This is a genomic window from Methylobacterium soli (assembly GCF_008806385.1).
Taxonomy (GTDB): Bacteria; Pseudomonadota; Alphaproteobacteria; order Rhizobiales; family Beijerinckiaceae; genus Methylobacterium; species Methylobacterium soli.
In genome coordinates, this window is sequence record NZ_VZZK01000003.1 from 113,786 (window position 1) to 134,137 (window position 20,352).

17 protein-coding genes are annotated in these 20,352 nt (G+C 71.7%); 6 read left to right on the forward strand and 11 right to left on the reverse strand.

What is annotated here, in order from left to right; translation table 11 throughout:
* Positions 1 to 19 precede the first annotated feature (19 nt).
* Complete coding sequence (locus F6X53_RS04310; protein ID WP_150997567.1) at positions 20 to 925, reverse strand: alpha/beta fold hydrolase; 906 nt, start codon at positions 923 to 925, stop codon at positions 20 to 22.
* Between the two features lie 3 nt (positions 926 to 928).
* Positions 929 to 1,942, reverse strand: coding sequence for an SDR family oxidoreductase (locus F6X53_RS04315; RefSeq protein ID WP_150997569.1), 1,014 nt, complete (start codon positions 1,940 to 1,942; stop codon positions 929 to 931).
* Between the two features lie 348 nt (positions 1,943 to 2,290).
* Between F6X53_RS04315 and F6X53_RS04320 the strand changes: the two genes are divergently transcribed.
* From F6X53_RS04320 to F6X53_RS04335, 4 genes are all read left to right on the forward strand, one after another.
* The gene (locus F6X53_RS04320) at positions 2,291 to 3,382 is read left to right on the forward strand and encodes an OpgC family protein (protein ID WP_150997571.1); all 1,092 of its coding nucleotides are present in this window, start codon (positions 2,291 to 2,293) and stop codon (positions 3,380 to 3,382) included.
* Positions 3,349 to 4,332 (forward strand): SGNH/GDSL hydrolase family protein, encoded by a 984-nt coding sequence (locus tag F6X53_RS04325; RefSeq protein ID WP_425324677.1) that lies wholly within the window; start codon positions 3,349 to 3,351, stop codon positions 4,330 to 4,332. Before F6X53_RS04320 ends, F6X53_RS04325 begins: the two co-directional genes overlap by 34 nt.
* Positions 4,333 to 4,417: 85 nt before the next feature.
* Positions 4,418 to 5,779 (forward strand): lipopolysaccharide biosynthesis protein, encoded by a 1,362-nt coding sequence (locus F6X53_RS04330; protein ID WP_191970693.1) that lies wholly within the window; start codon positions 4,418 to 4,420, stop codon positions 5,777 to 5,779.
* Complete coding sequence (locus tag F6X53_RS04335; RefSeq protein WP_150997573.1) at positions 5,776 to 6,915, forward strand: GNAT family N-acetyltransferase; 1,140 nt, start codon at positions 5,776 to 5,778, stop codon at positions 6,913 to 6,915. Before F6X53_RS04330 ends, F6X53_RS04335 begins: the two co-directional genes overlap by 4 nt.
* 4 nt (positions 6,916 to 6,919) lie before the next feature.
* On the opposite strand, the gene F6X53_RS04340 is transcribed toward F6X53_RS04335, so the two are convergent.
* The 3 genes from F6X53_RS04340 to F6X53_RS04350 all read right to left on the reverse strand — a co-directional run bounded on the left by F6X53_RS04340 (position 6,920) and on the right by F6X53_RS04350 (position 10,248).
* On the reverse strand, positions 6,920 to 7,240 hold the full coding sequence (locus F6X53_RS04340; RefSeq protein ID WP_150997574.1) for a c-type cytochrome: 321 nt from the start codon (positions 7,238 to 7,240) through the stop codon (positions 6,920 to 6,922).
* A 78-nt stretch (positions 7,241 to 7,318) separates the two neighbouring features.
* Positions 7,319 to 8,584, reverse strand: a complete 1,266-nt coding sequence (locus tag F6X53_RS04345; RefSeq protein ID WP_425324679.1) for a PQQ-dependent sugar dehydrogenase — start codon at positions 8,582 to 8,584, stop codon at positions 7,319 to 7,321.
* Positions 8,585 to 8,745: 161 nt separating this feature from the next.
* A complete protein-coding gene (locus F6X53_RS04350) occupies positions 8,746 to 10,248 on the reverse strand; it encodes an NAD(P)/FAD-dependent oxidoreductase (protein WP_150997579.1) in 1,503 nt (500 codons plus the stop codon).
* Between the two features lie 222 nt (positions 10,249 to 10,470).
* Between F6X53_RS04350 and F6X53_RS04355 the strand changes: the two genes are divergently transcribed.
* Positions 10,471 to 12,261 carry a hypothetical protein gene (locus F6X53_RS04355; RefSeq protein WP_238296629.1) on the forward strand — a complete coding sequence of 597 codons (1,791 nt, stop codon included), beginning with the start codon at positions 10,471 to 10,473 and terminating at the stop codon, positions 12,259 to 12,261.
* Between the two features lie 4 nt (positions 12,262 to 12,265).
* Here the strand turns inward: F6X53_RS04355 and F6X53_RS04360 are convergent, their stop codons facing one another.
* The 6 genes from F6X53_RS04360 to tpiA form a co-directional block, all read right to left on the reverse strand.
* Positions 12,266 to 12,661: a hypothetical protein gene (locus tag F6X53_RS04360; protein ID WP_373875911.1), complete on the reverse strand. Its 396-nt coding sequence runs from the start codon at positions 12,659 to 12,661 to the stop codon at positions 12,266 to 12,268.
* Between the two features lie 11 nt (positions 12,662 to 12,672).
* On the reverse strand, positions 12,673 to 14,226 hold the full coding sequence (locus F6X53_RS04365; RefSeq protein ID WP_150997785.1) for a S10 family peptidase: 1,554 nt from the start codon (positions 14,224 to 14,226) through the stop codon (positions 12,673 to 12,675).
* Positions 14,227 to 14,370: 144 nt separating this feature from the next.
* Positions 14,371 to 14,823 carry a DNA polymerase III subunit chi gene (locus F6X53_RS04370; RefSeq protein WP_150997581.1) on the reverse strand — a complete coding sequence of 151 codons (453 nt, stop codon included), beginning with the start codon at positions 14,821 to 14,823 and terminating at the stop codon, positions 14,371 to 14,373.
* 193 nt (positions 14,824 to 15,016) lie between these two features.
* Positions 15,017 to 16,645 (reverse strand): CTP synthase, encoded by a 1,629-nt coding sequence (locus F6X53_RS04375; protein ID WP_150997583.1) that lies wholly within the window; start codon positions 16,643 to 16,645, stop codon positions 15,017 to 15,019.
* A 182-nt stretch (positions 16,646 to 16,827) separates the two neighbouring features.
* A complete protein-coding gene (gene secG, locus F6X53_RS04380; protein WP_150997585.1) occupies positions 16,828 to 17,259 on the reverse strand; it encodes a preprotein translocase subunit SecG in 432 nt (143 codons plus the stop codon).
* A gap of 229 nt (positions 17,260 to 17,488) precedes the next feature.
* Positions 17,489 to 18,250 (reverse strand): triose-phosphate isomerase, encoded by a 762-nt coding sequence (gene tpiA / locus F6X53_RS04385; protein WP_150997787.1) that lies wholly within the window; start codon positions 18,248 to 18,250, stop codon positions 17,489 to 17,491.
* Between the two features lie 196 nt (positions 18,251 to 18,446).
* On the opposite strand from tpiA, the gene F6X53_RS04390 reads away from it, so the two are divergent.
* Entirely contained in the window at positions 18,447 to 20,348 is a 1,902-nt protein-coding gene (locus F6X53_RS04390; RefSeq protein WP_150997587.1) for a peptidylprolyl isomerase, read from the forward strand.
* Positions 20,349 to 20,352 lie beyond the last annotated feature (4 nt).

Genomic DNA, 20,352 nt, shown 5'->3' on the forward strand with positions numbered 1-20,352 from the left:
CCGAGCGGGGCGGCCCGGATCAGGCGGGCAACATCGCCCGGGCTGCCTCGACCACGGCGTCGATGCGGGCGTGGTGCACCATGTGGCCGATGCCGGGAAGCCGGTCGTCGCGGGCCCCAGGGATCAGGCGGGCGGCGTTCGCCGCGTGCAGATGGGGGTTCACCACGAGGTCGGCATCGCCCGCCAGGATGTGGACCGGGGCGCGGCAGGTCGCGTAGCGGAGCGCGCTCCGCGTCAGCGCGGGCCAGAGGCTCGCCGCATCCTCGCCATTCGCGATCATCGGCCCCGGGCGGCGCGTCCAGGCGAAGGGATACTCGGCCGCCACCCGCGGCGGCATCGGCTGGGGCAGGTACATGGCGCGCCAGAGGAGCGGCGGCATGGCGCTGTCGGCGGCCGCGCCCGCACTATGCGCCAGCGCATCCCCGGCGACCGGCACGGCGCGCGGGCCGAACAGCACCTGCTCCAGGCGCAGTTCGGGGAAGCAGATCGGCGCCAGCGCGACGACGCCCGCGATCGCCTCCGGCCGGCTCATGGCGAGCGACAACGCCACGGCGCCCCCGAAGGAATGCCCGATGACGACCGGGCGCGTCAGGCCAAGGGCCCGCATGGCGTCGCCCAGGATCTCGGCCTGCCGCCAGGGCGAGGCGTCGACGAGGCGCGCCCTCGTGCTCTCGCCATGCCCGGGCCGGTCGAAGGCGATGACCCGGAAATGACGGGCGAGCGCCGTCATCGGTCCGAGCCACATGTCCTCCAGGGCCAGGAGGGCGCCGTGGATCAGCACGAGGTCCGGCCCCCGCCCCGCCTCCGTGTAGGCGATGCGGTGGCCCCCCGGCATGTCGACGAAGCGGCGGGGCGCCAGGTTCGGCGTCGCGGCCCGCGCCAGCGGGAGGAGCGGCGGTACGCCGCCCTGCACCAGTTGCAGCATCGTTCAGGACCTCGGGCCGCGCGAGCCGGCGCGCAGGAACAGGGCGGCGGCGGCGCTGAGGCCGGCGGCCAGGAGGGCGGTCGGGAGCGGCTGAAGGCTGCCGCGGGTATAGGCGCTGCGCCGCATGACGTAGCCCGGATGCGACCCGCGCGCCTGGCCATCCGGCTTGGTGACGTAGAGCGCCCCTTCCGGGTCGCGCGGGCTCTCGCTGCGGCGCTGGAGGGCGGTGATGGCGGGGCCAAGGCGGTCATAGGCGCCGGGCGCCAGGGTCTTGAAGTTGGACAGGACCTTGGCGGCCCCGCCCACGTAGATGTCGCGCTGCGGGTTCACGGCGGCGCTGAGGATCGCCTCCGCCACCTCGGCCGGCGGGTAGACCGGGGGCGGCAGCTTGGGCTCGCGGTCCGTGTAGTTGCGGGCGTGCTGCGGCAGCGGCGTGTCGATCGAGGCGGGCTTGATCAGGGTGACGCTCACGGGAACGCCCGCCTGCATCAGCTCCATCCGGAGAGTGTCGGTGAAGCCCTTGATGGCGTGCTTGCTGGCGCAGTACATGCCCTGCAGCGGGAAGGCCAGATCGGAGCCGACGCTGCCGAGATTGATCAGCGCGCCGCCCCTCGCCCGCATGTGCTCGACGGCCACCAGGGAGCCCAGCACCGTGCCCCAGAGGTTGGTCCGCAAGAGGCGCTCATGGTCGGCATCCGTCACCTCGGTGAGCGGCCCGTAGATCGTCAGCCCGGCATTGTTCACCCAGGTGTCGATGCCCCCGAAGGCCTCGACGGCGCGCTCGGCGATGCGCGCCACATCTGCGCGCTCCCCCACATCGGCGATGACGTGGATGGCCTTGCCGCCCTTCGCCTCGATCGCCGCCTGCACCTGCGCGAGGGCCGCCCCGTTGCGGGCAGCCAGAACCACGCGCGCCCCCCGCTCGGCCGCCATCTCGGCCGTGGTGAGCCCGATGCCGCTGGAGGCGCCGGTGACGACGATCACCTGCTCGTCGAGGGGTTTGTTCACGTGCGGCATGGGTTCTCCCGGCAGGATCTGGGCGGCGCAACGGCGCAGGCGCCGCCACCCTGCGGACAGCACCCGCAGGATCGTGCGGACCCAACGCTTGCAGCGGAAACCCGAAATACGCCCTGAGGTTGCGAAATCACGCCTGCGGCCATTCGGACGCAGCGTGCGGCCATTCGGACGCAGCCTGCGGCCATTCGGACGCGCCGCCGCGCCGCGATCGGCCGCCTTCGCCCAATGGTCACCTTTGCAGTTGGCGGCCGCAGACCGTATCAGGACGCGCCGCCCCGGCGATCCGCCCGGGTGATTTGCCCCCGGCCCTCGCAGCGCCGCCCTCAAGCCCCGGAGCTGTCCACCCCGATGCGGGAACCGAACGCGATCGATTTCTGGCGCGGTCTCGCCCTGGTGACGATCTTCATCAACCACATCCCGGGCAATACCTTCGAGCGATACACCTACTCGCAATACGGCATCTCGGATGCCGCCGAGCTGTTCGTCTTCCTGGCCGGCTGGTCGATCGGCATCGCGACGCGCGGGCGCGACGGCCAGGCCGAGCCGCGGCTGAAGACCGTTCTGCGGCTCCTGTCGCGCACCATCGAGGTCTATCGGGCCCAGCTCACCGTGATGCTGATCGCGCTGGCGATGATCGCCGGCACGGCGCTCGTCCTCGACAACCCGCTCATCCTCGAATGGCACAATGCCGGGACCTTCTTCGCCGACCCGATCCAGTCCGTGGTGGGGGTGGTGCTGCTCTCGCACCAGCTCGGCTTCTTCAACATCCTGCCGCTCTACGTGGTGCTGCTCGGCATCGCGCCGGTCTTCGTGCTGCTGGCGCGGGTGAGCCGGGTCGCGGCGCTGACGCTCTCCGGGGGGCTCTACCTCGCCAGCCTGGTGGAGGAGTGGAACCTGCCCTCCTGGCCCGGCGAGGGCGACTGGTTCTTCGATCCGTTCTGCTGGCAGCTCCTCCTCGTCCTCGGCTTCGTGCTGCAGGATTGGAACCGCGAATCGGACAGGCTGCAGCTTTGGGCGCGCCGTCTGATGCCGGCCGGGATCGTGATCGTCCTCGTGGGGATCGTCCTGTCGGTGCTTGAGCTGCGCCCCGATCCGCTCTCGGTGCCGGAGCCGCGCCTTATTTTTACCTTTGACAAGACTTATCTCTCACCCGCGCGATTGATCCACTTCCTTGGGGTGCTCCTCGCCTTCCAGGCGGTATATCGCTTGGTTGCGCCGCGGATCGGGCCCGTGGTTCAATACTTGGCGCGGCTCGGCCGAAACTCGCTGGCTGTGTTCTCGATGGGCTCGGTACTCAGCCTTGGGGGGCAGCTGGTGCGCTTCTGGACGGGCGGCGGTCTCTTGATTGATATTCTGGTCATCAGCAGCGGCGTATTGGCTCTGGGTTTCACCGCATGGTTCGTCGAATGGCGCTCCCGAAAGCCGCAGCCGCGCGCATGACCGCGCGTCCGGCCCCGCGCTTCGCCGCGGCGGTCCTCCTGGCCGCCGGGCTCGGCCTCACCGCGGCCCGGGCCGAGGAGCCGCAGGCGGGTCTGCCCCCCGCTCCGGCGCCGATGGCGCCGTCGGCCCCTACCATCGTGTCGCCGCCCAACGTCGCCGCGGCGGCGGGCGCCGAGCCGCTCGATCCGAGCCTGTCGCCGGAATGCCGGGTGCCCGGCTCGAAGCTCTACACCCTCGCCAAGCTCCGGGCCGTGAAGGCGGCCCTCAAGGAGAAGCGGCCCGTGCGGGTGCTCGCGGTCGGCTCGACCTCGGCCGGACCGGGTGCCTCGGCCACCTACCCGATGAAGCTGGAGACGGCGCTGGAGCGCTCGCTCCCCGATGTCGACGTGGTGGTGGAGGCCCGCGGGCTGCAGGGCGAGATCGCCTCGGGGGCGGCCGAGCGCCTGCGCAGCATGGTGGCCGATGTCGAGCCCGATCTCGTGATCTGGCAGGTGGGCACCCACGACGCGCTGGCCCGCGTCGAGCTCGATGCCTTCGGGGACGCCCTCGACGAGACCGTGAAGTGGATCAAGTCCCACGAGATGGACGTGGTCCTGGTCGATCCGCTCTACACCGCGAGCCTCGCCGACGACGCCTATTACAACAGCGTCGTCCGCAAGGTTCAGGAGGTTGCCGCCCGCGAGGGCGTTCCCCTGGTCCAGCGCTACGAGGCCATGCGCTACCTCTCGGCGCGTGCGGAGAAGAGCGAGGGCCACATGCTGGGCAGCCGCTTCCGCCTCAACGATCTCGGGCTGCGCTGCATGGCCGAGCACGTCACCCGCGCCATCACCCTCTCGCTGCTGCAGCCCGACACCACCGGCACGGCCGGGCCCGTGCTGAAATCCGACCTGCCGCCCGCGGCGCGCGATCCGCGCGGCCCCCAGGTGAACCCGACGCCGGACGCCCATTAACCCGGCCGCAACGGCCACGGGGCTAGACCGGTCCGCCGCTCTGCCCGCGAATCCGTCGCCGGGCGCGTTCCGGCGCGGGGCCCGGATGGCAGCCAGCATCGCAGCGGGATCGTCACGCGGCACGGCTTTCGGCCGCCTCAGGGCCCTGCGGCGCGGGCCCGCCCGGGCCGCCCTCGACGTCTTCGCCATCCGCATCGCGGCCGCCGGCTTCGCCTACGGCGCCCAGGTCCTGATGGCCCGCCTGATGGGGGGCGCCGAGTACGGCATCTTCGCGAGCGTCTGGGTCTGGACCGCCATCCTGGGCCACACCGCGACCCTCGGCCTGTCGCAGGGGGCCTGCCGCTTCCTGCCGGCCGAACAGGCCCGCGGCGACCTCGACGCCGCCCGCGGCTTCCTCCTGGGCGGGGCGCTGGCGACGCTTGCCGCCGCCCTCGCGCTGACGCTTGCGGGCCTCGCGCTCACGGCCTTCGCGGGTGGGCGGGTGGCCGCGCCCTACGTCGCCCCCCTGGCGATCGCGGCCCTCGTCCTGCCGCTCTTCGCGCTCCAGGATTATCTCGAGGGCGTGGCGCGCAGCCAGAACTGGGCCGTGCTCGCCATCGCCCCGCCCTATCTGCTGCGGCAGGGCCTGATCATGGCCGCGATGGTGGGCTCCGTTCTCCTCGGAGCCCCGGCGCAGGCGAGCGTCGCCCTCTCCTGCACCCTCCTGGCCACGGGCGTCGCGGTGGCGCTCCAGGCCGTCCTCCTGATCGTCCGGCTGCGGCGCGTCCTGCCGCCGGGGCCGCGCCGGTTCCGCTGGCGCATCTGGCTCGGCGCCTGCCTGCCGATCTCGGCGGTCGATCTTGCCGCCGCGGGGTTCGGCTTCGTCGATGTCGTGGTGCTGGGCTTCCTGCTTCCGCCGGCGGCGATCGGGCTCTATTTCGCGGCCACCCGCATCCAGCAGCTCGTCGTCTTCGTGCATTACGCGGCCTCCGCGGCGACCGCCCAGCGCTTCAGCGCGCTCCACGCGCAGGGCGAGCGCGCGGCCCTGGCCGCCCTCGTCCGGCGCCAGGGCCAGGCCGTCTTCGGGGCGACCGCGCTCGTCGGGCTCGGCCTCGTGGCGGCCGGCCCTCTCCTCCTCGGGCTGTTCGGGCCGGAGTTCCGCGACAGCCTGCCGATCCTCGCCGTCCTCGTCGCGGGCAGCGTCGGGGCCGCCCTGTTCGGTCCGGCCGAGGACCTCCTGACCATGCTCGGCGGCGAGCGCCTCTGCGCCGTGATCACGGCCGCGATGCTGGGGCTCGCCGTGCTCGCCTGCCTAGTGCTGGTGCCCTGGCTCGGGCCGATCGGGGCCGCCCTGGCGCTCGCGGGCGTCACCCTCCTGCGGGGCTTTGCCCTGGCGCGCGCCGCCCGGTCGGTGCACGGGCTTGCGACGCCGGTCTGGTCCCGGCTGACGACGCGGCCCGCCCGATGATTCCCCGGCAGCGCCGAACCCCGTTCCAGATCGACTGCGTCGACGCGTCGAGCCTCGCGCAGGACGCGCGGGGTTGGGACGACCTGGTCGAGCGGGCCCTCGACCCGCATCCGCATTTCAGCCGCCACGTCCTCGCCGCGCACGCGGCGGCCGGACTCGCGGGCGCGGATCTGCGCCTCGTCGCGGTGCGGCGCCACGGGCGCCTCGTCGCCGCCCTGCCCTACCGGATGCGGCGCGACCTCAGCGGCCTCGGCGGCCACGTCGCGCGCCCGTTCCTGTCGCCCCTCGTGACCGCGACGACGCCCCTCGTCGGGCGCGATGCGGATGGCCCCGAGACCTTCGCGGCCCTGGTCGCGGGTCTCGCCGACGCGTCCGGCGGCCGGGCGTGGCGCTGGCCGCTCCTGCCGGCGGAATCGGCTGTCGGAAAGGGCCTCCTGGCGGCGATGGCGCGAGCCGGCTGGGCCTGCGGGCGCGTCGCCGCATTCGAGCGCCCGATCCTCGACCGGCGCGCGAGCCACGACGCCTACCTTCAGGGGCATCCGCACCGCGCGCGCTTCAAGGATCTGCGGCGGCGGGAGCGGCGCCTCGCGGAGGCCGGCGCCGTGACCTTCGAGACGGCGCAGGCCGGCCCCGCCCTGGCGGCGGCCGTCGAGGCCTTCCTGGCGCTGGAGCGGGCGGGCTGGAAGGGCGCAGCCGGCACCGCCATGGCCTGCCGGCCGGAGGGCGCGGCCCTCGCGCGGGCCTTGTTCAGGGGCACGGATGGCCCCGTGACCCCGCGCGCCGACCTCCTGCGCCTCGACGGCCGCCCGATCGCGATCAGCCTCGCGCTGGTGGGAGGCGGCACCGCGACGCTGTTGAAGACGGCCTATGACGAGACCCTTCGCGCGACCGCGCCGGGCCTGCTGCTCGAGGCCGCGATCGTCCGGGCGATGCACGAGACCGGCTTTGCCCGGCGCCTCGACTCGGCGGCGCTCGCGGGCTCCGCGCTGGAGAGCCTCTACGGCGAGCGCGAGACCATCGCGGAGATCGTGGCGGTGCCGCCCGGCGGAGGCCTGTCCCTGGAGCGGCGCCTGCGGCTCGCCCGGTTCGAGCACGCGGCCCGCGCCGAGGCCAAGCGCCTGCTGCGCCGTCCCTGACGCCTCAGCCGGGCGGCAGCACCTCGATCTGAAGCCCGCCGTAATAGGCCGAGAGGTCGGCGATGTCGGCGTCGGAGAGTTCCTTCGCCACCACGTTCATGATCTCGTTCCGGCGCGTGCCGTCCCGGTACTCGGTCAGCGCCTTGATGAGATAGGGCTCGACCTGGCCCGCGAGGTTCGGCGCCTCGGGCAGCTTCGAGAGCCCGTCCATGCCGTGGCAGGTTTGGCAGGCGACGGCGCGCTTGCGCCCGGCCGCGGCGTCACCCGCCTCGGCGGCGGTGACGGTCCAGAGGACAACGAGGCTCAGGCAGGCAAAACGCAGCATCGCGGGTCTCACGCGTGGCTCGGGACGAGGCGGGCCCCTCCCGGATCGGAGGGGCCCGCCCTTGCGGCAACGATGGGGCTACTTGCCCTCGTAGGAGATGCGGTAGATCGCGCCCGCGGTGTCGTCGGAGACGAGCAGGGACCCGTCGAGCATCACCGCGACGTCGACGGGACGGCCGAGATACTCGCCGTCACTCGTCAGCCAGCCCTCGGCGAAGGGCTTCGGCTGGCCCGCGCTGCCGTCCGGGTTGACCGGCACGAACATGATGCGGGCGCCGATCGGCTGGGTCCGGTTCCAGGAGCCGTGCTCGGCCGTGAAGATGCCGCCCCAGTAGCGCTCCGGGAACATCTTGCCGCTGTAGAAGGTCATGCCGAGATCGGCCGCGTGCGGCGGCAGCTCGGCCTGGGGGAACACCGCGTCCTTCGGGGGCGCCGCATCCTTGTACTCGGTGGTGCGGACATGGCCGCCGCCGAACCACGGGAAGCCGAAATTCTCCCCGGCCTTGGTGGCGCGGTTCAGCTCGCCCGGCGGCTGGTCGTCGCCCATGCCGTCGACCTGGTTGTCGGTGAACCACAGGGCCTTGTCGCTGGCGCTGAAATCCATCCCCACCGAGTTGCGCACCCCCGTGGCGTAGACTTCCCGGTTCTTGCCGTCGGCATCGATCCGGATGATGCCGCCGATCCCGGCCTTGGTGTAGAGATCGAGCTTGTCCTGGGGCGGCACGTTGTAGGGCTGGCCGAGCGCGATGTAGGTCTTGCCGTCGGCTCCGACCCGGCACACGCGCGCCGTGTGGTTGTAGCTCTCCTCGGAGGCCGGGATCAGCTCGCCCTGCTTCACCAGCACGCCGGCCGCCACGTCGGGATTCTCGTAGAAGAACTCGGCCGCCGGGAAGGCGAGGACCCGGTTCTGCTCCACCACCGTCAGGACGCCGTCGCGGGAGAAGCAGACGCCGTTCGGGACCTTGAAGTCGATGCCGGGCGCGAAGGCGCGCACCTCGTCGGCGACCCGGTCCTTGTCCCGGTCCGTCACCGTGTAGACCTTGGTCTTGCGGGTTCCGACGAAGACCACGCCGGCATTCGGCCCCACCGCCAGCGCCCGGGCATCCGGCACGATGGCGTAGAGATCGATCTTGAAGCCCTCGGGCAGCTTCACCTTGGTGAGGATGCGGCGGATCGCGTCGGCGCGCTTGCCGGTCTGCGGGATCTCGGGCGCCGCGGCCGTGCCGGTGCTCTGGAAGGCCTGGAGCTTCTCGAGATCGTCGGCCTTCGCCTTGGTGGCCGCCGGCGGGGCGCCCTGCGCGCGCGCCGGCGCGGACAGCGTCGTCACGAGGGCGGTCGTTCCCATCACGAGCGCGGCAAAGGTCACGGCAACAGCAGCAGATCGCATGGACGTCCTCCCGGCGCCGCCACTCTGGGATCGGGCGGTCCGGGAGAGTGATAGGCCGCGCAAGCGTCGCGGCAAGGGCCGAGCCTGACGCCGGGCCGGCCTTTGAAGGCGCGGGCGCCTCAGGCGACCTTGCGCGGCACCAGCCGCTCGCTCGCCAGCGCCTCGTCGGCGCCGGATATCCCGGCCTCGGTGTATTCCGCGTCCTCGTTCACCCGCCAGATGTCGTGACGCCGATGCCCGGCGAGGATGTTCTCGACGGTGAGCATCGCGGTCATCATGGCGTGGTCCTGGTTGTTGTACTTGTGCATGCCGTTGCGGCCGACGAGGTGCAGCGTCGGGAAGTCCCGCTCCAGTTCCAGGCGCACGGCCGCGACATTGTCGCGGTAGGTCTCGTCGTAGACCGGGTAGGCCTTGGGCTGGCGCACCACGCAGGCATCCACCACCTCGTCCGGCGCGATCAGGCCGATCTTGCCGATCTCGGCCTTGGCGAGCGCCACGAGGTCGTCGTCGGAGGCGGTCCAGAGGCCGTCCCCCTCGAAGCAGAAATATTCGAGGCCGAGGCAGGTATAGCCCGCCTCCGGCACCATCTCGGGCGACCACGAGCGGAAATTCTGCACCCGCCCGACCTGCACCGAGGGATCGTGGATGTAGATCCAGTTGTCGGGGAAATCCGCGCGCGACTTGGCGATCAGCGCCACCGTGAGGAAGTCGCGGTATTGCAGGGCGCGGGCGTTGAAGGTGCTCAGCGGGCGCGGCTTGATCGCATCCACGAGGTCGCGCACCGGCGCCGACGAGATCAGGTTGCGCGCCGTGTAGGTCTCGCGCGAGCCGTCGCGGCGGATCACCGACACGGTCCAGATTCCGGTGGCGGCATCGAAGCTGAGGCCGTCGACGCCGCGGTCGAGGAGCACGCGCCCGCCCTGGTCCGCGATCCTGGCGGCGGCCGCCTCCCACATCATGCCGGGGCCGCGGCGCGGGTAGCGGAAGGATTCGATCAGGGTCTTGATCACCGGCTCGCCGGCCCTGCGCTTCGGCCGCAGCCCCAGCGAGCGGACCAGCGCGTCGCGGATCGCGGCGCCGAGATCGAGCCCCTTGATGCGCTGCGCCGCCCAATCGGCCGAGATCGCGTCGCAGGACATGCCCCAGACCTTCTCGGTGTAGGTCTTGAAGAAGATCGAGAACAGGCGCTCGCCGAACTGGTTGCGGACCCAGTCGTGGAAGCTCTTCGGCTCCGCGATCGGCCTGGCCCGGGCGTAGAGATAGGACAGGACGCAGGCCGTGCTCTGCAGCAAGCCGAGATTGCGCAAAGCCTCGAAGGCCTTGAGCGGATAGGCGTAGTACTTGCCCTTGTAGTAGATCCGCGACAGCCGCGGACGCTCGATGAAGTCGTCGGGCAGGATCTCGTCCCAGAGATCCACCACCGCCTTCGCCTTGGAGAAGAAGCGGTGCCCGCCGATATCGAACAGATAGCCGTTATGCGCCACCGTGCGGCTGATGCCGCCGACCTGATTCGGATCCCGCTCCAGCACCAGCACGTCGCGCCCCTGCTTCGACAGGAGGTAGCCGGCGGTCAGTCCGGCCGGGCCGGCGCCGATCACCAGCGTCTCGGTGTGGTAGCTCATCCGCAACTCCGGCCCATCCGCTCGCGCGGCCAGGATTCCGGGGCGCGCGCTGGGAAATTCTGCCGCCAGGATGGTTAAGGAAGCCCTCCGGTCCCCGGGCACGCGGCGAGCGTCGCGGGTTTGACCCATCCTTAACGCCGGCGCGCCACTCTGCCGCCGGGCTCAGAGGGGCACGGCGATGACGGCGGCGAGCGGGCGGGGACGGTCTTGCGGAGCCGTGCCGTGCTGAGCGCCGCCTCCCCCGGCCTGCCGCGCGCACCCGCGACGCGCCTTGATCCCCGCCTCGTGTTCTGGCTCATCCTGGCGCTCTCGGCGGCGACGCTCTACCCGGTCGCGGATGTCCTCGGCACGATCCAGCATCTGCGCGTGCGCGACACGGACGACGCGATGCGCCTCGTCGGCGTGCGCGACCTCGTCGCTGGCCAGGGCTGGTACGACAATGTCCAGCATCGCTTCCTGCCGCCGGGGGGCGTGGCGAGCCACTGGTCGCGCCTCGTCGACGCGCCCCTGGCGGGCTCGATCCTTGCGCTGACTCCGCTCCTCGGCCGGCCGCTCGCCGAGGGGCTGACCGCCGCCCTGTGGCCGCCCTTGCTCCTCGCCCTCTACGGAGTGATCCTGTTCCTGGGCGTCAGGCGCTGCCTGAACCCGCGCGCGGCCGCGCTCGCGGTCCTTGCCGCGCTCCAGACCTTGGGGCTCGTCGGCCAATTCACCGTGGGCCGGGTCGACCATCACAATTTGCAGATCCTGGCGATGCTGGGCCTCGCCTTCTGCCTCGTGCGCGGCGGCCTCGTGCCGGCCTTCCTCGGTGGCGCGCTCGCGGCTCTGTCGCTCGCCATCGGGCTTGAGGGCCTGCCGACCCTCGCGCTCGCGGCCCTGTTCCTGGTGGGCGACTGGATCGCGCGGGGCTGGCCGGCCTTGGCCGGCCTCACGGGCTTCGGCCTCGGGCTCGGCCTCGGCGCCGCCCTCCTGTTCGGCCTGCAGACGGCGCCCGCCCTCTGGGGCACGACGGCCTGCGATGCCCTCTCGCCGCCCTGGCTGTGGCTCGCGGTCGGCGGCATGATCGCCACGCTGACTTGCGCGATCTTCGACCGGCACCTGACGCGTTGGAATGGGCGGCTCGCGCTGGCGGCCGGTCTCGGCGTCGCGCTGGGGGCAGGTTTCGCGGCCCTGTTCCCGATCTGCCTTGGCGGTCCCTTCCCGGGCATGCCGGCCCTGGTGCACGAGCGCTGGCTGCGTGCGGTCAGCGAGATGATGTCGGTGCCGGCCTTCATCGCCAAGGGGCGCCCCGAGATCCTGGCCTTCTACCCGCCCCTCGTCGCCGCCGCCCTGGCTGCCGCCTGGGCGGTGCGGTACGGCCCGGCGACACAGCGACGCTACTTCCTCGTCGTCAGCCTGTTCCTGTGGCCGGGGCTGATCGTCGGGTGGGACCAGTTTCGCGGGACCTACATCGCAGCCGGCTTCATCCCGCTCGTGGCGGGCCCGGCGATCGACCGCGCGCTCACGCTCCTTGAGGCGACCGAGGTGACGCTGCGTCGGCGCATCGGCGCATCGCTCCTCGCCGCATCCCTCGTGAGCACCATCTGGTCGCTGCCGGCCTACGCGCTCGCGTTCCTGAGGGCGGCCGAGCCGACGCCGGAAGGCCTGCCCTGCCAGGCGGAAAGCTCGGTCTCACCCCTCGCGGCGCTCCCCCCCGGCACGATCCTGGCCCCCATCAACATGGGCCCGGCCATCCTCCTCCACACGCCCCACGCGATCGTGGCGGCACCCTATCACCGCGCGATTCCGGGGCTCATTGCGGCCATCGAGGGTTTGGGGGGAAGCGAGGCGGACCTGCGCCGCCAGATGACGGCGCGGGGTGCCACCTATCTGGTGACCTGCCCGACGAAGCCCGTCCCCGATCTCGGCGCCGAGACCGCCTTCGCGACGCGCCTGACGACGGGCGCGGTCGCGGTGCCCTGGCTCGAGCCGGTGCCGGTGGCCGGCACCGGGCTCAAGGTCTGGCTAATGCGCTGAGGCGCTACTTCACCACCCGGTCGAGGCGGTTGTTGACGAAGAAGTACAACTCCTTCGCGCCGGGCTCGGTGTAGAGCACCTGGACCTCGCGGCCGGCGCGGCCCTCGCCGACGAGAACGTCGGTGGGCGGCTTGCCCTTCAGGCGCACGAGGTCGCATTCGCCGATGCCGGGCTCGATCGCGGTCGCGCTCCCGCCCGCCGGTCCGGTGCAGGTCCCGTCCGGAGCCAGGACCGGGCCCGAGACGGTCGGGGCGGAGACGCTCGGAGCGGCCGGCGGAGCCGGTTTGACCGCCGCCGGCACGGGCGGCGTCCGCACCTCGGTGCTGGTGCAGGCGCCGAGCGCCAGGATCAGCGCGAGCGCGGCGGAGGCGGGTTTCACCGTCCCGGAAAAGGGTCTCACGGCGGAGTTCCTCACGGCATGTCCCGGGATCGCTCGGTTGGCTGGATGCCGGTCCGGGACTCGCCGGCGCTGCGGACCTTGAGGGCGGAGGCGTAGAGGGCGGCCACGTCCCGGTGGAAGGCGGCCCGCGCCTCGGGGCGCGAGTAGAACATGTGGCCGCCCGGATAGACGGCGAGGCTCAGGCGCGGCTCCGGGCCGTAATCCGGGATCTGGTCGATCAGGAGCTTCGAGACGAAGTAGGGCGTGACGAGGTCGGTGAAGCCGTGGGCCACCAGCACGCGCAGGTTGCCGTCGAGGGCGAGCGCCCCCCGCAGCGCGCTCACCGATTCCGGGGCGCTGCGGCCCGAGCTCCAGGTCCAGCCCCGGTTCACCGAACCATTGAGGAGTTCGTAGCGCAGGTTCGTCACCCGCCAGTTGAGCTGCTTGGCGTAGAGCTCGATCATGGCGCTGGTGAGCGGCGCCTGGATGGCGGTGAGGAGCGGGTCCTCGAAGCCCGAATGCGGCGCGGTCGGGTCCGGGTCCCAGCCCGTCACGCCGGTATCGTAGGCGCTCGCGACGCGGCCCCCCGTGCGGTCGATCTCCCGCTGGACGCTGTGGGCGGTGAGGCGCCCGGCCTGGGCCCGCACGAAGGCGGGATCGAGCCCCGTCAGGGCGGAGACCCGCTCGGTCAGGCGCGCCACGGCGGCCTTGTCGTTCGGCCCCTTGAGGAGATCGCTCAGATAGGCGCCGGTGGCGTAGCTCTCGGCGTCGGCGAGGAGCCCGCGGTTGAGCGCGGTCCCGCTCCGCTCGAGGGCGGCCGCCGCGAAGGACGGGAGCCGGGTGACGTGGCCCCAGGGATTGCTGCGCGGCGGCTGGAGCCAGCCGAAATCGAGGACCGGCGACAACAGGACCAGCCCCGACAGGCCGACGCCGACATCCTCCTGCAGCTTGGCGGCGATCAGCGGCCCGCGAAAGCCGCCATAGCTCTCGCCGACGTAGAATTTCGGCGCGCCCATGCGGTCGTTCACCCGCAGGTAGCGGGCGATGGCGGCGGCCAGCACCGAAGCGTCGGCATCGACCGACCAGTAGCGCTTGGCATCGCCGTCCGCCGCCCGGCTGTAGCCCGTGCCGACGGGATCGATGAAGACGAGATCGGTGAAGTCGAGCCAGGTGCCGTCGTTGGGAACCAGGGTCACGGGCTGGGACGGGCTGATGCTGCCCCCTTCGGTCGGCAGACGCCAGGGCCCGATCGCCCCGATATTGAGGTAGGCGGAGGCGGCACCGGGCCCGCCATTGATCGCGAAGGTGATCGGGCGCGACGCCTCCCCCTGCCGCGGCGGCCGGCTATAGGCCACGAAGGCGATCTCGGCCTGGAGCTTGCCCGCCTCGTCCACGAGGGGCAGGCTGCCGGCGGTCGCCGTGAAGGACAGGCTGCGTCCGTCCGGAAGGGACAGGCTGTGCTCGGTGGTGGAATCGGGCGGGAGCTTGCGTCCCTCGGGTCCCCGCTCGGGCGGGCGGCGTGTCTCCGCGGCCGGTGCAGCCCCCGGCTGGGCGTTCTGCGCCGCGAGGGGGCCGGCCATCAGCATCGCGCCGGACAGGAAAGCCGCGGCCAGGAGAGCGGGGGTGCGCCCGCTCAGCCCGGTTTCATCGCGGGGCCGGCGCCGCGCGGGCCCGTTCGGAGCGGGCCGGCTGCCGGCGAAACGTCGTCTGATCGAGTGGATCACGTGGGCTCACGCCTTCTTCTGCCAGCGGCCGGATTCGTCCTGCTGCCAATAGGCGACCGCGTGGCCGCCATCCTTGGCCTCGCGCCATTGCTCGCGGGCGCGCAGCAGGGCGTCCTGGTCGGTGCCGTCGAACAGGATGCAGATGCGCTCGTAGCCTCCGGCGTCCGGCGGCAGGTCGGCGCCCTCGACGAGAAAGCGGATCGAGGCCGCGTTCGGGTTCCCGTCGCGGAGCGTCAGCACCACCGGCTGGGTCGCGGCGTCGGCGTCCCGGTCGGTGCCGTGCGGCAGGAAGCTGTCGTCGCTGTAGGTCCAGAGGTGGTCGTCGAGGGCTTGAAGCCGCTCCTCGGTCGCGGCCTGGATCGCCGCACGCCATTGCCGCTCGAGGGAGCGCTCGACGAGGTTCGGCAGCACCTTCTCCAGGGGCTGGCGCTGCATGTGGTAGAACAGGATCTCGGTCACGGTCTTCGTCAGATAGGGCGTCCGGGGCCGGAATGTAGCGCGGGACGCGGCCGGTTCCGCCGGACCGAGCGTCGCAGTGCCAGGGCCGCCGCGATCACGGCCGCCGCGATCAGGGCCCGACGCGGACGCGCGCCCGTGCATTCGGCCGGGACGGCGCGACGCCCGGAGATCGAGACCCCTGCCCTTCCGAGCGTCAGACCAGGCGGCTCTGGTCGATCGCCGCCGCGACGAAACCCTTGAACAGCGGGTGCGGCTCGAAGGGACGCGACTTCAGCTCCGGGTGGAACTGCACGCCGATGAACCAGGGATGCCCCTCGTGCTCGATCGTCTCGGGGAGGAGCCCGTCCGGCGAGGTGCCGGAGAAGCGCAGGCCCTTGGCCTCCAGAGCCTCGCGATAGGCCATGTTGACCTCGTAGCGGTGCCGGTGGCGCTCGGAGATCTCGGTCGCGCCGTAGATCTCGGCGATCTTCGAATCCGGCCGCAGGCTCGCCTTGTAGGCGCCGAGCCGCATCGTGCCGCCGAGATTGCCTGCGGCCGCGCGGCGCTCGAGCTCGTTGCCGCGCAGCCATTCGGTGAGGAGGCCGACCACGGGCTCGGGGGTCTCGCCGAACTCGGTCGAGTTCGCGTCCGCGATGCCGGCGAGCGCGCGCGCCGCCTCGATGACCGCCATCTGCATGCCGAAGCAGATCCCGAAATACGGGATCTTGCGCTCGCGGGCGTAGCGGGCCGCCCGGATCTTGCCCTCGGCGCCGCGCTGGCCGAAGCCGCCCGGCACCAGGATGCCGTTGATGCCCTCCAGGAAGGGCGCCGGGTCCTCGCGCTCGAACACCTCGGACTCGATCCATTCGAGGTTGACCCGGACCCGGTTGGCGATGCCGCCATGGGTCAGCGCCTCGGTGAGCGACTTGTAGGCATCCTTGAGGCCCGTATACTTGCCCACGATGGCGATCGAGACCTCGCCCTCGGGGTTCTTCACCCGCTCCGAGATCGTGCGCCAGCGGTCGAGCTTGGGCTCGACGGTGTTCGCGATGCCGAAATGCGCCAGCACCTCACGGTCGAGGCCCGCCTCCCGGTAGGAGAGCGGCACGTCGTAGATCGAATCGACGTCGCGCGCCTCGATGACGGCGGTCTCGCGGACGTTGCAGAACAGGCCGAGCTTGCGCCGCTCGTCGGCCGGGATCGGCCGGTCGCAGCGGCAGAGCAGCATGTCGGGCTGGATGCCGATCGAGCGCAGCTCCTTCACCGAGTGCTGCGTCGGCTTGGTCTTCAGCTCGCCGGCCGACGGGATGTAGGGCAGGAGCGTGAGGTGCACGAAGGCGGTGGCGCCGCGCGGCAATTCCTGGCCGAGCTGGCGGATCGCCTCGAAGAAGGGCAGGCCCTCGATGTCGCCGACCGTGCCGCCGATCTCCACGAGCACGAAGTCGAACGCCTCGTTGCCCTCGAGCACGAAGGCCTTGATGGCGTTCGTCACGTGCGGGATCACCTGGATGGTCGCGCCGAGATAATCGCCGCGCCGCTCCTTGGTGATGATGTCGAGATAGATCCGGCCCGTGGTGATGTTGTCGGCGCGCGTCGCCGGAACGCCGGTGAAGCGCTCGTAATGCCCGAGGTCGAGATCAGTCTCGGCGCCGTCGTCGGTGACGAAGACCTCGCCGTGCTGCGTCGGGCTCATCGTGCCCGGATCAACGTTGAGATAGGGGTCGAGCTTGCGCAGCCGGACCTTGTAGCCGCGGGCCTGAAGCAGGGCCGCGAGCGCCGCCGAGGCGAGACCTTTGCCGAGCGAGGAAACCACGCCGCCGGTGATGAAGACGTACCGCGTCATGGGCCTCGGTCCTTAACGAATGCTCGGTGATTTGCCAAACCGCGAAACGCTCGCGCCGCGCGATCCTTGTGGACCACGCAACGCGAGGGAACGGCCTTGCTGGGGCGTCGGAAGCGGATCTTGCCCGCGGGATCTTGCCCGCGGCTTCTGCCCGCCGGATTCTGGCCCGGCGCGCGACGTCATCAGCGCGATTGCGGAGCTTCCGGCACGGCCGGCTGTGCCGGCTGGGCGGGAACCGGCACCGGAGTGGCGGGCGCCGCCGGGGCGCCGGGAGCCGGGGTGCCGCTCTGCTGGCGCAGGGTGTCGAGGAGGTTGTCGGCGTTGGCCGGCTTGTTCGGCTGCTGCGCGGTGCCGCCGCCATCGAGGATCGATTTCGGGGCCGCGGCGCGGTGCGACATCACGGCGAGCGCCATGCTGGTGGCGAAGAAACACGCCGCCAGGATCGCGGTGGCGCGGGTCAGGGCATTTGCCTGGCCGCGGCCGGTCATGAAGCCGGAGACGCCGCCGCTTCCGCCGCCGCCGAGGCCGAGCCCGCCCTCCGAGCGCTGCAGAAGCACCACGGCGATCAGCGCGAGCACGATGAGAAGATGGACGACGATCAGGACGGTCTGCATCGGATTTCCAGAAACGGCACGCGCGGTTCGCAGGGCCAGCGGCCGAACGCGTGCGGAGGGCGATGGCGATCCCGGGCGCAATGCCGCGCGAACACCACCGGCCGCATATCGTGCGGGCCATTACACCAGATGCGGGCCGGCGCCAACCGGGCCGCGACGACGCGGCCCACCCGCGGTGACGCGGCGCACCCGCAGCGAGGTGGCCTCCCGCCCGGGGCGGGCCGGAGCCTCAGGCGTAGGCGGCGCAGATACCGAGGAAATCCTCGGCGACAAGGCTGGCGCCGCCCACGAGGGCGCCGTCGACATTCTCGACGGACATCAGCTCGCGGGCATTGCCTGGCTTGACCGAGCCGCCATAGACGATGCGGATCTTCTCCGCTTCCGCCCCGACGAGCTTGTCGAGCATCTCGCGCAGGGAGGCGTGGACCTCGGCGATGTCCTTGGGCGTCGGCGTCAGGCCGGTGCCGATCGCCCAGACCGGCTCGTAGGCGATCACGGTGTCGGCGGCGGTCGCGCCCTTCGGCACCCCGATGGCGAGCTGGGCGCGGACGATGTCGAGGGCGCGGCCCTGCTCGCGCTCCTCCTTGGTCTCGCCGACGCAGATGATGCCGCACAGGCCCGCCCGCCGGGCGCCGAGCGCCTTGGCGTGGACGCCGTCATCGGTCTCGTGGTGATAGGCCCGGCGCTCGGAATGGCCGACGATGACGTAGCGCGCCCCGAGGTCGCTCAGCATCTCGGCCGAGATCGAGCCCGTGAAGGCGCCGTTCGGCTTGGCGTGCAGGTTCTGTCCGCCGATCGCGATCGGCGAGCCGTAGGCGGCGGCGACGCAGGAGGCGATCAGGGTCGAGGGCGGGCAGATCAGGACGTCGATCCGCTCGGCGAGTTCCGGCGTCAGGCCCTGCCGGACCGACTCGACCACAGCCAGGGAGCTGCGGGTGCCGTTCATCTTCCAGTTGCCGGCCACCAGAGGGCGTCGCCCCGCGCTCGTCATCGCCATCCCCACTCGCTACGCGTCGTCGCCCCGGGGCGTACCAGAGCAAGCTTAGGCGCGCAAACGGGCGGGGGCGACGCGCGTCGGCCTTTGCGCCAGGGCCGGGATGGTCTATCGCGGGCAACCTTGATCGACCGGTCTCCGCGCCTTCTTCGGAAACGCGCGGCACCGCAAAACGGGCACCAGAGCGCTTTCGATGCTCCAGAACATGCGCAACGCCAGCCAGCACTGGCTCGGCAAGATCGTGATGACGGTCGTCTTCACCCTGCTGATCGCGGGCGTGGCGATCTTCGGCGTGGAGGAATTCTTCCGCGGCGGCTCGTCCACGGCGGTCGCGACGGTCGGCAAGACCCCGATCTCGGCGGAGGCCGTGCGCACGGCCTACCAGAACCAGCTCCAGCGCTATCAGGCGCAGCTGCGCCGCAACCTCACGCCCGATCAGGCCCGGGCGCTCGGCCTCGACCGGCAGGTGCTGTCGCAGCTCGTGACCGAGGCGTCCCTCGACCAGAAGACCCGCGATCTCGGCCTCGCCGTGTCGGATGCCGCCGTGCTGCGCGCGATCCACGACGAGAAGAGCTTCCAGAACCAGGACGGCAAGTTCGAGCCGCAGCTCTTCTACCAGACCCTGCAGCGGGCGGGCCTGAACGAGGCGAATTTCGTGCGCGAGCAGCGCGCCGTGATCGCGCGGCTGCAGCTCGCCGAGGCCGTCGCCTCCGAGCTCAAGGTGCCGCTCTCCCTGCGCGAGGCGGTCCACCGCTACGCCACCGAGCGCCGCTCCGCCGCCTACCTGATGCTGATTCCGGCCTCCGCGGGCGAGGTCCCGGCCCCGACGGAGGAGGACCTCCAGACCTATTACGACGGCAACAAGGGCGCCTACCGGGCGCCCGAGTACCGCAGCATGAACCTGCTGGTGATCAGCCCAGAGGCCCTCGCCAAGCCGGATGCGGTGAGCGAGGAGGCGGTGCGCAAGGCCTATGACGGCCAGAAGGACCGGTTCGGCACGGCGGAGCGCCGCACGATCCAGCAGATCGTCTTCCCGGACGAGGCGGCCGCCGAGGCCGCGCGCAAGCCGATCGAGGGCGGCGAGAAATCCTTCGAGGCGGTGGCGAGCGAGCGCGGCACCAGCGACAAGGATCTCTCCCTCGGCACCCTGACGAAGGCGGAGTTGTTCGACCCGGCCGTGGCGGAGGCCGCCTTCGCGCTGCAGCAGGGAGCGGTGAGCCAGCCCGTCAAGGGCCGCTTCGGCATCGTCCTGCTGCGGGTCACCGGAATCGAGCCCGGGACCCTGAAGCCCTTCGCGGAGGTCGCGCCCGAGATCCGACAGACGCTCGCCCTCCAGCGCGCCCGCGACAGCGTCGATTCCCTGCACGACGCCATCGAGGACCAGCGCGCCGGCGCCAAGCCGCTCGCGGAGATCGCCAAGGAGCGCGGCCTCGCCCTCGTGACGATCCCGGCCGTCGATTCCCTCGGCAAGGACCCGCAGGGCAAGACCGTCGAGGGCATCCCGGACACCGATGCGACGCTCGCGGCGGCCTTCCGCTCCGATATCGGCGGCGACAACGAGCCCCTGCGCACCAAGGCCGGCGGCTATGTCTGGTACGACATCACCAGGATCGACCCGGCGCATGACAAGCCGCTCTCCGAGGTCCGGGACGCCGTCGTGGCGGGCTGGAAATCCGCCGAGGTGGCGCGCCGGCTCGCCACCAAGGGCCGGGAGCTGAGCGAGCGCCTCGACAAGGGCGAGACCCTCGAGGCCCTGGCGCAGGATACGGGGCTCACGGTGCAGAGCGCGGACGACCTCGTCCGCAATCAGCCCAAGGGCGATCTCACCGCCGACATCGTCAGCCGCATCTTCGCGACCCCGGTCGGCAAGGCGGGCTCGGCGGCCTCCGGCGACGGGCGGGCGGTGTTCAAGGTCACGGGCGCGACGATGCCGGCCTTCGTGGCGGGCTCGCCCTCCGACAAGACCATCGAGTCGAATTTCCGCACCGCCCTCGCCGACGACGTGCTCGGCGAGTACATCGCCGAGGTGCAGAAGAGCGCCGGCGTCAGCGTCAACCAGGCCGCCTTCCGCCGGGCGATCGGCGGCGAGTACTGAGCGC

Bases quoted from the DNA above. Each gene is read 5' to 3' on its own strand.
- F6X53_RS04340 (WP_150997574.1), bottom strand. From the start codon at position 7,240: ATGCTGCGTTTTGCCTGCCTGAGCCTCGTTGTCCTCTGGACCGTCACC.
- F6X53_RS04390 (WP_150997587.1), top strand. From the start codon at position 18,447: ATGCTCCAGAACATGCGCAACGCCAGCCAGCACTGGCTCGGCAAGATC.
- F6X53_RS04310 (WP_150997567.1), bottom strand. From the start codon at position 925: ATGCTGCAACTGGTGCAGGGCGGCGTACCGCCGCTCCTCCCGCTGGCG.
- F6X53_RS04325 (WP_425324677.1), top strand. From the start codon at position 3,349: ATGGCGCTCCCGAAAGCCGCAGCCGCGCGCATGACCGCGCGTCCGGCC.
- F6X53_RS04335 (WP_150997573.1), top strand. From the start codon at position 5,776: ATGATTCCCCGGCAGCGCCGAACCCCGTTCCAGATCGACTGCGTCGAC.
- F6X53_RS04375 (WP_150997583.1), bottom strand. From the start codon at position 16,645: ATGACGCGGTACGTCTTCATCACCGGCGGCGTGGTTTCCTCGCTCGGC.
- secG (WP_150997585.1), bottom strand. From the start codon at position 17,259: ATGCAGACCGTCCTGATCGTCGTCCATCTTCTCATCGTGCTCGCGCTG.
- F6X53_RS04345 (WP_425324679.1), bottom strand. From the start codon at position 8,584: ATGGGAACGACCGCCCTCGTGACGACGCTGTCCGCGCCGGCGCGCGCG.
- F6X53_RS04350 (WP_150997579.1), bottom strand. From the start codon at position 10,248: ATGAGCTACCACACCGAGACGCTGGTGATCGGCGCCGGCCCGGCCGGA.
- tpiA (WP_150997787.1), bottom strand. From the start codon at position 18,250: ATGACGAGCGCGGGGCGACGCCCTCTGGTGGCCGGCAACTGGAAGATG.
- F6X53_RS04330 (WP_191970693.1), top strand. From the start codon at position 4,418: ATGGCAGCCAGCATCGCAGCGGGATCGTCACGCGGCACGGCTTTCGGC.
- F6X53_RS04315 (WP_150997569.1), bottom strand. From the start codon at position 1,942: ATGCCGCACGTGAACAAACCCCTCGACGAGCAGGTGATCGTCGTCACC.
- F6X53_RS04365 (WP_150997785.1), bottom strand. From the start codon at position 14,226: ATGCTGATGGCCGGCCCCCTCGCGGCGCAGAACGCCCAGCCGGGGGCT.
- F6X53_RS04320 (WP_150997571.1), top strand. From the start codon at position 2,291: ATGCGGGAACCGAACGCGATCGATTTCTGGCGCGGTCTCGCCCTGGTG.